The sequence below is a fragment of the uncultured Jannaschia sp. genome, assembly GCF_947503795.1.
Taxonomy (GTDB): domain Bacteria; phylum Pseudomonadota; class Alphaproteobacteria; order Rhodobacterales; family Rhodobacteraceae; genus Jannaschia.
The window spans coordinates 1,728,259-1,741,802 of record NZ_CANNEZ010000001.1 but is presented as its reverse complement, the minus strand read 5'-3'; the positions used below and the strand labels follow the sequence as shown (position 1 = coordinate 1,741,802).

General features: G+C 68.6%; 12 protein-coding genes. All 12 read left to right on the top strand.

Annotated features, from left to right (window positions below):
• Window positions 1–9: 9 nt before the first annotated feature.
• The 12 genes from Q0833_RS09085 (at window position 10) to Q0833_RS09030 (ending at window position 13,472) form a co-directional block, all read left to right on the top strand.
• The gene (locus Q0833_RS09085; protein WP_298432930.1) at window positions 10–510 is read left to right on the top strand and encodes a DinB family protein; all 501 of its coding nucleotides are present in this window, start codon (window positions 10–12) and stop codon (window positions 508–510) included.
• Entirely contained in the window at window positions 507–1,586 is a 1,080-nt protein-coding gene (locus tag Q0833_RS09080) for a dimethylsulfoniopropionate demethylase (RefSeq protein ID WP_298432927.1), read from the top strand. Before Q0833_RS09085 ends, Q0833_RS09080 begins: the two co-directional genes overlap by 4 nt.
• Window positions 1,587–1,610: 24 nt before the next feature.
• The gene (acuI, locus tag Q0833_RS09075) at window positions 1,611–2,597 is read left to right on the top strand and encodes an acryloyl-CoA reductase (protein ID WP_298432924.1); all 987 of its coding nucleotides are present in this window, start codon (window positions 1,611–1,613) and stop codon (window positions 2,595–2,597) included.
• A gap of 111 nt (window positions 2,598–2,708) precedes the next feature.
• Window positions 2,709–3,128, top strand: a complete 420-nt coding sequence (locus Q0833_RS09070) for a universal stress protein (RefSeq protein WP_298432921.1) — start codon at window positions 2,709–2,711, stop codon at window positions 3,126–3,128.
• Between the two features lie 126 nt (window positions 3,129–3,254).
• Window positions 3,255–5,015 (top strand): BCCT family transporter, encoded by a 1,761-nt coding sequence (locus Q0833_RS09065; RefSeq protein ID WP_298432918.1) that lies wholly within the window; start codon window positions 3,255–3,257, stop codon window positions 5,013–5,015.
• 83 nt (window positions 5,016–5,098) lie between these two features.
• Window positions 5,099–6,499: a deoxyribodipyrimidine photo-lyase gene (locus tag Q0833_RS09060; protein WP_298432915.1), complete on the top strand. Its 1,401-nt coding sequence runs from the start codon at window positions 5,099–5,101 to the stop codon at window positions 6,497–6,499.
• Window positions 6,500–6,596: 97 nt separating this feature from the next.
• Window positions 6,597–7,808: a cyclopropane-fatty-acyl-phospholipid synthase family protein gene (locus Q0833_RS09055; RefSeq protein WP_298432912.1), complete on the top strand. Its 1,212-nt coding sequence runs from the start codon at window positions 6,597–6,599 to the stop codon at window positions 7,806–7,808.
• The gene (locus Q0833_RS09050) at window positions 7,808–8,269 is read left to right on the top strand and encodes a TrgA family protein (protein ID WP_298432909.1); all 462 of its coding nucleotides are present in this window, start codon (window positions 7,808–7,810) and stop codon (window positions 8,267–8,269) included. Before Q0833_RS09055 ends, Q0833_RS09050 begins: the two co-directional genes overlap by 1 nt.
• Window positions 8,266–9,372 (top strand): NUDIX domain-containing protein, encoded by a 1,107-nt coding sequence (locus Q0833_RS09045; protein WP_298432907.1) that lies wholly within the window; start codon window positions 8,266–8,268, stop codon window positions 9,370–9,372. Before Q0833_RS09050 ends, Q0833_RS09045 begins: the two co-directional genes overlap by 4 nt.
• A gap of 52 nt (window positions 9,373–9,424) precedes the next feature.
• Window positions 9,425–10,453, top strand: a complete 1,029-nt coding sequence (locus Q0833_RS09040; RefSeq protein WP_298432905.1) for a cysteine synthase A — start codon at window positions 9,425–9,427, stop codon at window positions 10,451–10,453.
• Window positions 10,450–12,756, top strand: coding sequence for a DUF3772 domain-containing protein (locus tag Q0833_RS09035; protein ID WP_298432902.1), 2,307 nt, complete (start codon window positions 10,450–10,452; stop codon window positions 12,754–12,756). The genes Q0833_RS09040 and Q0833_RS09035 overlap by 4 nt, the downstream gene beginning before the upstream one ends.
• The gene (locus tag Q0833_RS09030; RefSeq protein ID WP_298432899.1) at window positions 12,753–13,472 is read left to right on the top strand and encodes an alanyl-tRNA editing protein; all 720 of its coding nucleotides are present in this window, start codon (window positions 12,753–12,755) and stop codon (window positions 13,470–13,472) included. The genes Q0833_RS09035 and Q0833_RS09030 overlap by 4 nt, the downstream gene beginning before the upstream one ends.
• The last annotated feature ends 72 nt before the right edge of the window (window positions 13,473–13,544 follow it).

The following is a 13,544-nucleotide window of genomic DNA, read 5'->3' as shown; positions in this document are numbered from 1 at the left end:
GAGGTTGCCATGATCACCCCCGACTGGGTCCGCATGATGGCCCGCTACAACGCGTGGCAGAACGAATGGCTTGTCCCCGCCGTCATGTCGCTGCCCGAGGCCGAGGTCGAAGCCGATCGCGGGGCCTTCTTCGGGTCGATCCGCAAGACGGCGTCCCATCTCCTCTGGGGCGACGAGATCTGGCTCTCGCGCTTCACGGGCGCGCCACGCGACGGCGGAACCATCCCCGACTCCCTTGAATGGGCGTCGGACGTGTCCGACTGGGCCGCGCGCCGCCCGGTGGTCGATGCCGCGATCTCCGACTGGGCGATGGGCCTCCACGATCTCGAGGGAGAAGTGACCTGGTACTCGGCCGTATTCAACGCCGAGGTCTCGCGCCCGAAGACCGTGATCTTCAGCCATTTCTTCAACCACCAGACCCACCACCGGGGCCAGATCCACGCGATGCTGACCGCCGCCGGGGCCGAGACCGGGACGACGGATCTCGGCTTCATGCCGGACGTCACATGACGACGCTCGCCCGTTCGAACCGGGTTCGCCGGACGTGGTGGACCGATGCCGTCGATGCTGCCGGGTGCACGGCCTACACGGTGTATAATCGCATGATGCTGCCGGCCTGTTTCGACGGGGTCGATATCGACGCGGCGCATCTCAAGCGCGCGGTGCAGGTCTGGGACGTCGCGGTCGAGCGGCAGGTCGAGATCACCGGCCCCGACGCCGACACCCTGATGCAGCGCCTGACGCCCCGCGACCTGTCGCAGCTTCAGCCGAACCAATGCGCCTATGTCCCGATCTGCAACCACGACGGCGGGATGCTGAACGACCCCGTGGCGTTGAAGCCCCGCCCCGATACCTGGTGGGTCAGCCTCGCCGATGGCGAGCTCCGGCTCTGGATCGAGGGCATGGCCGAGGCGGGGGGCTACGGCGTCCGCGTGTTCGAGGCCGACGTCCAGCCGCTCGCCGTGCAGGGCCCGCTCGCCAACGAGCTGGCGGGGCGCGTATTCGGCCCTGCGGTGCGCGACCTGAAGTTCTTCCGACACGGCCGGTTCCCCTTCAACGGCACCGAGATGATCGTCAGCCGCACGGGTTACTCCAAGCAGGGCGGCTTCGAGATCTATGTCGAGCGCGAAGAGGACGCGATGCCGCTCTGGGACGCGCTGTTCGAAGCGGGCGCCGATCTCGACGTGCGCGCGGGCTGCCCCAACCTCGTCGAGCGGATCGAGGGCGGGATGCTCAGCTACGGCAACGACATCACCGACCTCGACACGCCCTTCGACGTGGGCCTCGACAAATACGTTCAGGTCTACGACTGCATCGGGGGCCCGGCGCTGAAATCCTATGTCTCCGACCGCCGCCTGATGGCGGTCGAGATCTCGTCCCCCGTGCCGACCTGCGACCGGCGCTGGCCGATCATGCTGGACGGGCGGCGCATCGGGGTCGTGACGTCGGCGGCGTGGTCGCACGACTACGACTGCGGTGTGGCCATCGGGATGGTCGACCGGCGCTGGGGTGCGGGAGCGGAGGTGACCGTCGAGACGCAGGACGGCCCGCGCGACGCGCTGTTGCGCGAGAAATTCTGGGCGTGACGCGCCCCAACGGGAGGATGTGAGATGACGTTCAAGGCACTCGTGGTCGAGAAGGACGAGGACGGGAAGACGTCCGCCGCGGTGCAGGAGATCGGCCTCGATCGCCTGCCCGAGACCGAGGTGACGGTCGCGGTCGAGTATTCCACGGTCAACTACAAGGACGGGCTCTGCATCGGGCCGGGCGGCGGGTTGGTCCGCAACTATCCGCATGTGCCGGGCATCGATTTCGCGGGCACGGTCGACACGTCCTCGGACGAGCGCTACAAGGCGGGCGACAAGGTCGTTCTGACCGGCTGGCGCGTGGGTGAGGCGCATTGGGGCGGCTATAGCCAGAAGGCGCGCGTGCGGGCCGACTGGCTGGTGCCGCTGCCCGACGGGCTGACGACGCGGCAGGCGATGGCGGTTGGCACGGCGGGCTTCACCTCGATGCTCGCGGTACAGGCGCTGGAGGATCAGGGCCTGAAGGCCGGCCCCGTGCTGGTGACGGGGGCCGCGGGCGGCGTGGGCTCGGTCGCGGTGGCGCTCCTGGCGGCGATGGGCCGACAGGTCGCGGCCGTCACCGGGCGTCCCGAGCAGGCCGATTACCTCAAGGGCCTCGGCGCGACCGAGATCATCGCCCGCGAGGAACTGGCCGAGACGGTCAAGCGCCCCCTTGAAGGCGAGCGCTGGGGCGGCTGCGTTGACGCGGTGGGCGGGGCCATGCTGGCGCGCCTGCTGGGCCAGATGGAATACGGGGCCAGCGTGGCCGCCGTGGGCCTTGCCGGCGGTGCGAACCTGCCCGCGACCGTGATCCCGTTCCTTCTGCGCGGCGTGAACCTTATGGGCATCGACAGCGTCATGCAGCCCTACGAGAACCGCGTCCGCGCCTGGACCCGGCTGGCCGAGCTCCTGCCGATGGAGAAGCTCGACGCGATGGTCGTCGAGGCCACGCTGGAGGATCTGCCGAAGCTCGGGGCCGACATCCTCAAGGGGCAGGTCCGCGGGCGCGTCGTGGTGGACGTGAACGCCTGATCGGCCACTTGTCTTCGGTCAAGGCCGCTGGATGTCCGGTGGCCTAGCCTCATCCCGTGGCGCCCGTCCGAATCCTTCGGACAGGACCACCCCCGGAGAGGAGGCCCGAGGATGTTCGAACGTATCATGGTGCCCGTCGACCTGCATCACGCGGCGGCGATGGAGAAGGCGGTCGCGGCCGCCGCGACGCTGGCCAAGGCGAGCGGCGCGACCGTCAGCTTCGTTTCGGTGACCGCGCCGCAGCCGACGGACGTGGCCGCCAACCCCGAAGCCTTCGCCGAGGTGCTGCGGGACTTCGCGGACCGACAGGCCAAGGCGCACGACATGGCGACGGGCGCGCATCCGATCACCAGCCACGACCCCCGCGCCGAGATCGACGACCTGCTGGCGCGCGCGGCGACCGATCTGAACGCAGATCTCGTGGTGATGGCCACCCACGCACCGGGGATCGCCGAGTATGTCTGGCCGTCCCACGGCGGACGGCTCGCCTCCCATTCGGACCGGTCCGTCCTGCTGGTGCGGGGCGAATAATCCACCCGGACGCCGCGCCCTGTCACGGAATCGTCGCAATTCGCCCCCCTCTCGCCTAGAGTGGCCCCACGGTGGAGTCGGGCCACCCTCGGGCGGCTCGCCAAACGGCCAGAGGGAGACACAGACATGACGACCGATACGGTTGACGATCCGGGCATACCGGATCCGGAAGGCCACGCGGCGCCGATCGACACCGATTACGAGATCGGACAGGACAATATCGAGACGAAGATCGGGCCCTTCGCGCTCGACATCCACAACCCCGTCTTCCTGATCTCGGGCGTCATGGTGGTCGGCTTCGTGCTTCTGGCGCTGATCGCCCCGGAATGGTCCGCCGAGACCTTCACCGCGATCCGGAACTACGTGAAATCCACTTTCGACTGGTTCTTCCTGTCGGCGGCGAACCTCTTCGTGATCTTCGCGCTCCTGCTGATCGTGACGCCGTGGGGCTCCGTCCGGCTGGGCGGCACCGACGCGACACCGGACTACAGCTACCCGGCTTGGTTCGCGATGCTCTTCGCGGCGGGCATGGGTATCGGCCTGATGTTTTTCGGCGTACTCGAGCCGGTCTATTACTTCGGCACGCCCTGGGGCGACTCGCCGCTGAACGGCCAGATCGGGATCACCGAGGGCGTGGTCGGCGATGCGGCTACAGTCGAGGCCGCCCGTTCGCTCGCGATGGCCGCGACGATCTTCCACTGGGGTCTCCACCCCTGGGCGATCTATGCCGTGGTCGCGCTGGCGCTGGCGCTCTTTGCCTACAACAAGGGCCTGCCGCTGACGCTGCGTTCGGCCTTCTACCCGCTTCTGGGCGAGCGGATCTGGGGCTTCTGGGGCAACGCCATCGACACCATCGCGGCCTTCGCGACGCTGTTCGGCCTCGCCACGTCGCTGGGGATCGGCGCCACGCAGGTCGCGTCCGGCCTGACCGAGGTGTTCGGCTCGGGCGTTCCCGAGGATGGCACGCGCAACTTCGCGGGCTTCCTCTGGGGCAATGTCGAGACGGCGAATGACAGCTCGGTGCTTCTGGCACTGATCATCGCGGGCATCACGGTTCTCGCCCTCATCTCGGTCGTGCGCGGCCTCGACGGCGGCGTGAAGGTCCTCTCCGAGATCAACATGGTGCTGGCGGGCATTTTGCTGTTCTTCGTGTTCTTCGTCGGGCCGACCGGCGACATCCTGGCTGATTTCTTCGGCGGGCTGGCGGCCTACGCGGCGAATATCGTGCCGCTGTCGAACCCGATCGGGCGCGAGGACACGGGCTTCCTGCATGGCTGGACGACCTTCTACTGGGCCTGGTGGATCAGCTGGTCCCCCTTCGTCGGCATGTTCATCGCCCGCGTCTCGCGGGGCCGGACAGTGCGCGAGTTCATCGTCTGCGTGCTGCTGATTCCGTCGCTGGTCTGCGTCCTCTGGATGGCGACCTTCGGCGGCACGGCCATCAGCCAGGTCGTCTCGGGCGCCTCCGAGAGCGGCGTGTTCCAGAACGTCATCGGGTCCTACAAGCCCGAGATCGCGCTCTATGCGATGCTGGGCGAGCTGCCGCTGGCGGCGATCACCTCGACCCTCGCGGTCATCCTGGTGATCGTGTTCTTCGTGACCTCGTCGGACTCGGGCTCGCTCGTGATCGACACGATCACGGCAGGCGGCAAGGTGGACGCGCCCGTAATCCAGCGCGTGTTCTGGTGCATCTTCGAAGGCGCGGTCGCGGCCGTCCTTCTGCTGGGTGCGGCGGGCACGGCCGGATTGCAGAGCCTTCAGGCCATGGTCATCTCGACCGGTCTTCTGTTCTGCGCCGTGCTGGTCGTGATGTGCGTCTCGATCTTCATGGGGCTCCGCTCGGAGCGCCAGATGGTCAAGAAGAAGGAAGCCATCGCCGCCGAATAGGCACGCGACGATCTTCGGATGCGGGGGCCTTCGGGCCCCCGTTTTCGTTTGACGCGGCCCCCCCGTGATCCAGATCGACCGGCATGACGAAACCGATCCTCCTGTGGCACCGCCGCGACCTGCGTCTGACCGACAACCCCGCGATGGACTGGGCCGCGTCCCGGAACCGCCCGGTGATCCCGGTCTTCATTCATGACGAGGTGGTCGAGACGTGGGGCGCCGCGCCGCGCTGGCGTCTCGGTCTGGGACTGGAGAGCTTCGCGGAGCGGCTGGAGGGGATCGGGTCGCGCCTGATCCTGCGCCGCGGCCTCGCGCTGGAAGTGCTGCGCGCGCTCGTAGCAGAGACCGGCGCCGACACGGTGATCTGGAACCGGCTCTACGTCGCCGATGAGCGGGCGCGGGACACCAAGGTCAAGGAGGCGCTGCGCGGGGACGGGCTGGAGGCCCAATCGTTCCAGGGCCACGTCCTCTTCGAGCCGTGGACGGTCGAGACGGGGACGGGCGGCTACTACCGCGTCTATACGCCGTTCTGGAAGAACGTCCGCGACCGCGATCTCGACCCGCCGCTGGCCCCGGTCGAGGCGCTGCCGGCCCCAAAGACATGGCCCGCGGGCGAGGACCTCGCGGGGTGGGACATGGCCCGCGCGATGCGGCGTGGCGCCGACGTGGTGCGCCCGCATCTGCATGTGGGCGAACTGGCCGCGCGCGACCGCCTCGTCGACTTCATCGAGACCCGGCTCGACGTCTACGCCCGCGCCCGCGACATGCTGGCCGAAGCGGGCACCTCGGGCCTGTCGGAGAACCTCACCTATGGCGAGATCAGCGCGCGGGAGTGTTGGTTCGCCGGCTGGCGCGCCTTGCAGGACGGGGTGGGCGACGCGGAGGTCTTTCTCAAGGAGGTCGTCTGGCGCGACTTCGCCCATCACCTCGCCTACCACACGCCCCGTCTGACGACCGAGAACTGGAAGCCCGACTGGGTCGCCTTCCCGTGGCGCGACGACAACGCCGACGCGCAGGCCTGGCGGCGTGCGGCCACGGGCATCGACATCGTCGACGCCGCCATGCGTGAGCTTTACGTCACCGGCACCATGCATAACCGCGCCCGGATGCTCACCGCGTCGCTGCTGACCAAGCACCTGATGACCCATTGGCGGGTCGGCTGCGACTGGTTCGCCGACTGCCTCGTCGACTGGGACCCCGCGTCCAACGCGATGGGATGGCAATGGGTGGCCGGGTCGGGGCCCGACGCGTCGCCCTTCTTCCGGATCTTCAATCCCGACACGCAGGCCGAGAAGTTCGACCCCAAGGGCGCCTACCGCGCGCGCTGGCTGTCGGGCGAGGGGGCCGCGGGCTGGTTCGACGCCGTGCCGCGGGCCTGGAACCTCGCGCCGGGGTCGGATGGGCGCGGCGCGCCGATCGTCGATCTGGGCGAGGGACGGCAGCGTGCGCTCGACGCCTACAAGATGCGCGACACCGCCGCCTGACCCTGCGTCACGCGGCCGGGGCGACCGGGGGGCGGCTTTTCCCTTGTAAACAGGGGGGCGGGGATGGTTTCAATCGGGCCAAGGTTCCGGGGGACGTATGGACGCATTGAATTCGACAGAGGGGCAGGCCGATCTGCCGCGCTACTTCCGCCGCGTCTTCGAGATGGCCAAGGGGGCACGGTCCGGTCGCATCGACGTGATCCTGCCGGACGGGCGCCGCTTCCGCCATCAGGGCGTGGAGCCGGGTCCGGTGGCCGAGATCGAGGTGCGCGACCCCGAGGTGTTCGGCCGCCTCGTGCGCGATGGCGATATCGGCTTCATGGAGAGCTTCATGGACGGGCAGTGGATCACGCCCGACCTGCAGGCCGTGTTCGACTTTATCAATAAGGAAGGTGACGCGCTGATCCAGCAGTTTCCGGGCCTCGCCCTCGTGCAGGCCTTCGAGAAGCTGCGCGCCTTCCTGCGCCGAAACACCAAGATCCAGGCCAAGCGCAACATCGCGGCGCATTACGATCTGGGCAACGCGTTCTACGGGCTCTGGCTCGACGACACGATGACCTACTCGTCGGGCATCTTCGCCACGGGGCAGGAGGATCTGGAGGCCGCGCAGATCGCGAAATACGCCTCCATCGTGGACCGGATGGACGTCTCGCCAGGCGACCATGTCCTCGAGATCGGCTGCGGCTGGGGCGGGTTCGCCGAATACGCTGCGCGCGAGCGGGGGCTGCGGGTCACGGGGCTGACGCTTTCGAAGGAACAGCTTGCCTATGCCAACGATCGGATGGCGCGGGCGGGCCTGTCCGACAAGGTCGAGCTGAAGCTTCAGGACTACCGCGACGAGACAGGCACCTTCGACGGCATCGCGTCCATCGAGATGTTCGAGGCCGTGGGCCAGAAGTATTGGCCCGTCTATTTCGACACGCTGCGCGAACGGCTCAACCCCGGCCGCCAGGCCTCGCTCCAGATCATCACCGTACCCGACCGGCGCTGGCCGATCTATTCCAAGCAGGTCGACTTCATCCAGAAGTACATCTTCCCCGGTGGCATGCTGCCGTCGCCGGCAGGCCTCACGCAGGAGGTGGCGCGCGCCGGGCTCGAGGAAGGCAGCTCGATCACGCTGGCCAAGGACTACTCGATCACGCTCCGCCGCTGGTTCGACCGCTTCAATGCCCGCTGGGACGAGGTCGCGCCCTTGGGCTTCGATGAACGCTTCCGCCGGATGTGGAACCTCTATCTGACGGGTTGCGCGGGCGCGTTCGAATACGGAATGTGCGACGTGATCCAGATGACCGTCCGAAAGCCCGCCTGATGCCCACCCCCGCCAAGCTGGTCGCCGCTCTGCTCTTTGCCGGTCTCTGCTGGTATTGCGGGCATCTGCTGTGGACCGAGTCGATGCCCGAGGGCGCGCGGATCGGCTGGTTCCGCGAGATCCTCGCGGCGGGCGGCCTCGTCGTCGGGTGGAAGTATATCGGCCGCACCGCGACCGGGCCGATGGGGCGTGGCAACAGGCTCGCCTACTGCATCACCGCCGGGATCGGCGGCGCGGTCATCATGTTCCTTCTGACCTTCGCGCTGCATTCGGCCTATGCCACGCTCGAAGAAAGCCTGTCCTCGAAATACACCGAGGTCGGTCTCGCCGCCGAAGCGTGGATGGAATACGCGGTCGCCGACGCCAAGCTCGCGGCGAACCCGCTGCTGCTCGCCGTGGCCTTCGCGGGATCGGCCGCGATCGGGCTGATCGCAGGTCTCGTGGGTCGCATGGCCCGATGAAGCGCTACGTGCTGTTCGGCACGTTGCGCTGGATGTCTCTTCTGGAAGTCGTCGCGGGCCGCGCTGTCGCCTGCACGCCCGTCACGCTGCCCGGGTTCGCGGTCGAGCGTGCGGCCGCCGGGGACTGGCCCGTCCTCGTGTTGGGCGACGGCACCGACGCCCTTCTGACCGAACCGCTCGATCCCGCGACGGTGGCCCGGCTCGACTGGTACGAGACCGCCTTCGATTGCCGCCCCGAGACGATCGAGATCGACGGCGCCGACGCCCGTGTCTACCGCACCGACGATGCCGGGTCCGGGATCGCATGGGACCTCGAGGGCTGGCGTGCGGCGCATGGCGGGCGCACCCGCCGTGCCGCCGCCGAGGTCATGCGCGCCCTAGACCGCCTGACGCCGGCCGAGATCGCCGCCATGCGCGGCGTCATTCAGGCCCGGGCCCATGCGATGGACCTGGCTTCGCGCGATCGCCGCCCCCGCACCGTCGGACAGCAGGGTCGGGCGGCTGACGTGAAGGTGCTGGCGACCGACTACGTCTACGAAGGCTTCCACCGTGTCGAGGAATGGTCCATCGACCATCCCCGCTTCGATGGCGGGCGGTCCGGCCCGATCGGGCGCGTCGTCTCGAACGTCACCGATGCCTCGACCGTTCTGCCTTGGGACCCGGAGCGCGACTGCGTTCTCGTGGTCGAGCAGATCCGCATGGGCGCGCTAGCCAAGGGCGACCCGTATCCCTGGCTGCTTGAGCCGGTCGCGGGACTGGTCGATGCCGGCGAGACGCCCGAGGCCTCGGCCCTGCGCGAGCTGACCGAGGAGGCGGGGCTGGTCGCACGACCCGAGGACCTGCACCTCGTGTCGCGCTATTACCCGAGCCCCGGCGGTCTGGCGCAGATCCTCTACAGCTACGTCGCGCGATGCGACTTGCCGGAGGATGCGGCGGGGTTGCACGGGCTCGAGGCCGAGCAGGAAGATATCCGCACCCATATCGTCCGCGTCGATGATCTCTTGGAGATGGTGGCGTCGGGCGAGGCGGCGAACGCGCCGCTGGTCATCTCGGCGCAGTGGATCGCGCTCCGGCGCGCCCATGCGCGGGCGCATGCGCATTGAAGGCGGCGGGGGGCGGGTCTAGACCGTTGGGAGAACCAGAGGGGGCGCGCCCGTGACCATCCACAAGAACCTTGCCGACGCGATCGGGAACACGCCGCTCATCCGCCTGAACGCCGCCTCCGAGGCGACCGGCTGCGAGATCCTCGGCAAGGCGGAGTTCATGAATCCCGGCCAGTCCGTCAAGGATCGCGCGGCGCTCTTCATCATCCGTGACGCCATCGCGCGAGGCGACCTGAAGCCCGGCGGCACGATCGTCGAAGGGACCGCCGGCAACACCGGGATCGGCCTCAGCCTCGTTGGCGCGTCGATGGGCTTCAAGACGGTCATCGTCATCCCCGAGACCCAGAGCCAGGAAAAAAAGGACATGCTGCGGCTCGCCGGTGCGACGCTGGTGGAAGTGCCCGCCAAGCCCTACCGCGACCCGAACAACTACGTCCGCTATTCGGGTCGCTTGGCCGAGGCGCTGGCGAAATCCGAGCCCAATGGCGCCATCTGGGCCAACCAGTTCGACAACACGGCCAACCGGCAGGCCCATGTCGAGACGACCGCGCCGGAAATCTGGGATCAGACCGGCGGTCGCGTGGACGGCTTCATCTGCGCCGCCGGATCGGGCGGAACCGTCGCGGGCGTGGCCGAGGTGCTGCAACCGAAGGGCGTGAAGGTGGGTCTCGCCGACCCGATGGGTGCCGCGCTCTACAATTTCTACGCGCATGGCGAGATGAAGTCCGAGGGCGGCTCGATTTCCGAGGGGATCGGGCAGGGGCGCATCACGGCCAATCTCGAGGGCTTCACGCCCGATTTCGTCTGCCAGGTCACGGACGAGGAGGCGCTGCCCATCGTGTTCGATCTGCTGCGCGACGAAGGCCTCTGCATGGGCGGCTCGACCGGCGTGAATATCGGCGGCGCGGTCAAGATGGCGCGGGATATGGGGCCGGGGCACACGATCGTGACGATCCTCTGCGACTACGGCACGCGCTACCAGTCGAAGCTCTGGAACCCCGAATTCCTGCGGTCCAAGGATCTTCCGGTGCCCGACTGGCTGGACGGCCCGTCGCGCGAGGTGCCGACGGTCTTCGAATGATCCGCGCGCTCGCCGGAATCCTTCTGGCCGCTCTCATCTCGACGGCAGCGGCCGCGCAGGAAGAGCCGATCGCGCTCGATGCCGAGTGGATCGAACTGGCCGAACGGGCCGAGACCGTCCTCGAAGCGGGCCGCGCTGCCCCAGAGGCGCTGGCCGTCCTGCGCGCGGAACTGGTCGACTGGCGCGCGCGGTTCGACGCCGCCACCGGCGCGAATGCAACCCGAATCGAGACGCTGCGCGCCCAGATCGCCGCGCTGGGCGAACCGCCGGCCGAGGGCGAAACCGAGGCGCCCGAAATCGCCGATCAGCGCGCGGAGCTCGAAGGACGTCTCGACACGCTTCTGGCCCCCGTTCGCGAGGCGCAGGCCGCGTTTTCACGCGCCGACGGGCTGGTGCGCGAAACCGATACGCTGATCGACGCGGGCCGCACCAAGGAGCTGTTGGCGCAAGTCTCTCCGCCCATTAACCCCGCCCGTTGGCCGCCCGCCATCGCGGCGCTCGGGGCCGCGATCAGCAGCGTCGGTGACGAACTCGCCGCGCCTTTCGTCACCCCGACCGAGCGCGCCGTCTGGATGGGGCGCGGAGTTCAGCTAGGGGTCCTCGTCTTCATCGCGGTGATGCTCCTCTGGCGCTCGCGGGTCTGGCTGGGCCACCTGCGCGACCGCATCGCCCGCCACGAAGCCACGAGCCCCGGCGCCCGCCTCGGCCTCATCGCCATCTCGTTGGCGCGCACCGTGCTGCCGGTGATCGGCCTTGTCGTCGTCACGCGCATCCTGATGCTGCTTGGTGTGGCGGGCCCGGGCGCGGCGACCTTCTCGTTCCTTTTGCCGGTCGTCGGGCTCGTGATCTTCGGCTCGCATTGGCTGGGTCTTCAGGCATTCCCCCCGCGCGAAACGAGCCCCACGTTGCTGCCGATACCCGTCGCGCGCCGGAGCGAGGGGCGACTTCACGTTTTGGTCCTCGGCATCCTCTTCGCGCTGTCGGTCTCGGTCGAGACGTCGCTGTCGCTCACCGACCATCTGGGCGTGCTGCATTTCGCCCTTCTGGTCGTCGCGGGCCTCACTCTGCTGCGGCTGGGCCAACTTCTCCTGTCGGAGTTGCGCGTCCTGCGCAGCGACACCGAGAGCGAGGAGGGCTTCTGGGCCAAGCCCCTCCGGTTCCTCGCGCGCGGACTTCTGGTCGTCGCCGTCGTCGCGCCCGTCGCTGCAGGGCTCGGCTTCGTCGAGCTGGGCATCGCGCTCCTCTGGTCGACGGTTCTGTCTCTGGCCCTGCTGACCGCGCTCGGCACCGCGCAGCGCGCGATCTTCGACCTCTACGCCGCCGTCCGCCGCCGCCCCGACGCGGGCGAGGAGGCGCTTCTGCCGACGCTCGTGGGCTTCGCCCTCGCCGTGGCCGCGCTGCCGATCCTCGCGCTGATCTGGGGCGTGCGCTTCTCGACGCTGACCGAGTGGTGGCAGACCTTCCTTCGGGGCTTCTCGCTGGGCGACACCCAGATCTCGCCCGCGAACTTCCTGACCTTCGCCCTGGTCTTCACCATCGGCTATCTCGTGACGCGCGCGGTCAAGGCGGTGCTCGGACGCTCGGTCCTGCCGAAGACGCGCCTCGACACCGGCGGCACCAACGCGATCCTGTCGGGGACGGGCTATGTCGGGATCACGCTGGCCGCGCTGCTCGCGATCACTGCCGCGGGGATCAACCTCGGCGGGCTCGCCATCGTCGCGGGCGCGCTCTCGGTCGGGGTGGGCTTCGGCCTCCAGACGATCGTGCAGAACTTCGTCTCGGGGATCATCCTGCTGATCGAGCGGCCCATCAAGCTGGGCGACTGGATCGACGTCAACGGCACCAACGGCTTCGTGCGGCAGATCTCGGTTCGCTCGACCCGCATCGAGACCTTCGACCGCCAGGACGTCATCATCCCCAACGCGGACCTCATCTCGGGCGTGGTCACCAACTATACGCTCGGCAACTCCTCGGGCCGCCTCATCGTCCCGGTCGGCGTCGCCTACGGCACCGACACGCGGAAGGTCGAAGCCATCCTGCGCGAGATCGCCGAAGCGCACCCGATGGTCGTCCTGAACCCCCCTCCGCTGATCTCGTTCGAGGGGTTCGGGGCCGACAGCCTCGATTTCCAGATGCGCGTCGTGCTGCGCGACATCCTCTGGATCGTCGTCACCCGCACCGAGTTGAACCACCAGATCGCCGAGCGCTTCGCCGCCGAAGGCATCGAGATCCCCTTCGCCCAGCGCGACGTCTGGCTGCGCAACCCCGAGGCGCTGCACGCCCCCCGACCGGAGACCCCATGACCGAGCCGCTCTTTCGCACCGATCCCTATCTCAAGACCGCCCAGGCCGAGGTCACGGGCGTCACGCCCGAAGGCGGCATCGTGCTCGACCGGTCGATCTTCTATCCCAAGGGCGGCGGGCAGCCGGGCGACAGCGGCGCGCTGCGCTGGTCGGGCGGCCGGACCGAGATCGCGGGCGCGGTCAAGGCGCCCGACGGCACGCTCGTCCTCGTCCCCGCCGAAGAGGCCCCGCTGCCGCCCGTGGGCGCCACGGTAGAGACCAGGATCGACTGGGACCGCCGCTACCGCTTCATGCGGATGCACACGGCGTTGCATCTTCTGTCGGTCGTCGTGCCTCTGCCGGTGACCGGCGGTCAGATCGGGGCCGAGAAGTCGCGCCTCGACTTCGACATGCCCGAGATCATCCACGACCGCGAATTTATCCAGGCCCGTATCGGTCAACTCGTCGCCGCCGACAGCCCCGTCACCGACGAATGGATCACCGAGGCCGAGCTCGACGCCAGTCCGGGGCTGGTCAAGACCCTCTCGGTCAAGCCACCGCGCGGCGCGGGACATATTCGGCTGGTCCGCATCGGCACGGGCGCCGACCCCGTCGATCTGCAGCCCTGCGGCGGCACCCATGTCCGCAGCACCGGCGAGATCCGATCCGTGCATGTCGGCAAGATCGAGAACAAGGGAAAGTCCAACCGGCGCATCTCGATCACGCTGGAGGCCTGAGCAAAGAGACCGGCCGACCCGCGCCGGCGGCGGACAGAATGCCGCAGCCGCCCTTTCCGCCGCGCGTCGATG